A 1,065-nucleotide genomic window follows, 5' to 3' on the forward strand; every position below is an offset into this window, starting at 1 on the left:
TGTTCTGGCCCATGAGGTTGGGAACGCGGCTGGCGGGTGGTTTGCCTGCGAGTGCGGTGTGTCCGCGGTGGTGATTGTAGGTGTGGAGCCAGTCGGGGTAGGCGTCGCGGCGTTCCTGCTCGGTGCGGTAGGGCCTGGCGTAGGCCCACTCGTCGAGCAGGGTGCGGTTGAAGCGTTCGACCTTGCCGTTTGTCTGCGGGCGGTAGGGGCGGGTGCGCTTGTGCGTGATGCCCTCGGCCGCGAGGGCGTCGCGCCACAGCCGGGAGCGGTAGCAGGAGCCGTTGTCGGTCATCACCCGTTGGACGGTGATCCCGGCCCGGGCGAAGAACTCACTCGCCCGGGCCCAGAACGCTGTGGCGGTCTCCTTGCGCTCGTCGGGCTGGATCTCGCTGTAGGCCAGGCGGGAGTGGTCGTCGACGGCGTTGTGCAGGTAGCCGTAACCGGCACCGGTGCTGTTCTTCTTGCCGGCGGGGCGGCCCAGGGCCCGGTGGCCGCCGCCGTCGGGGATGTTGCCGAGCTTCTTGATGTCGACATGGACCAACTCGCCCGGTGCGGCGCGTTCGTAGCGCCGCACCGGGCGTCCGGTGGCGCGGTCGAGGTGGGCCAGGCGGGCCAGTCGGTAGCGGACCAGGACCCGGTGGACGGTGGCCGGGTTGAGCCGCAGCAGGTAGGCGATGCGGGCCGGCCCCCAACGGCGGAGCAGTCGGACTTTGATGATCCGCCGCTCGGTGCGGGTCGCCGTGCGTCGGGGGCTGTGGTGTGGACGCGAGGAGTGGTCGGCCATGCCGGCCTCGCCGGACGCGCGGTAGCGGTCCGCCCAGCGCTTCGCGGTGGTGGGCGAGACCTGGAAGCGTTCGGCGGCGCGTCGCAGCGGCCAGCCGTCCTCGACCACGCAGCGGGCCAGGCGCAGGCGTCCGGTCTCGGTCAGGGGTGCGTTACGGTGTGGCATGAGGGCCTTTCTGGGTGCCGGTGCAGATGTCGCAATCCACACCGAGCCAGAAGGCCCTCACTCATTTCAAGATCACCACGCCGTGAACCCCGTCACCAACCTCCATGGTCAGTACA

At 70.1% G+C, this 1,065-nt stretch carries 1 protein-coding gene; it reads right to left on the reverse strand.

The annotated features are described in order from the left end of the window. Positions 1-949, reverse strand: a 949-nt coding sequence (locus IF30_RS0140280; RefSeq protein ID WP_037903076.1) for an IS481 family transposase, incomplete at its 3' end; no start/stop codon positions are given. Positions 950-1,065 lie beyond the last annotated feature (116 nt).

Origin of the sequence: Streptomyces sp. NRRL S-350, from assembly GCF_000719705.1 — a bacterium.
Lineage (GTDB): Bacteria > Actinomycetota > Actinomycetes > Streptomycetales > Streptomycetaceae > Kitasatospora.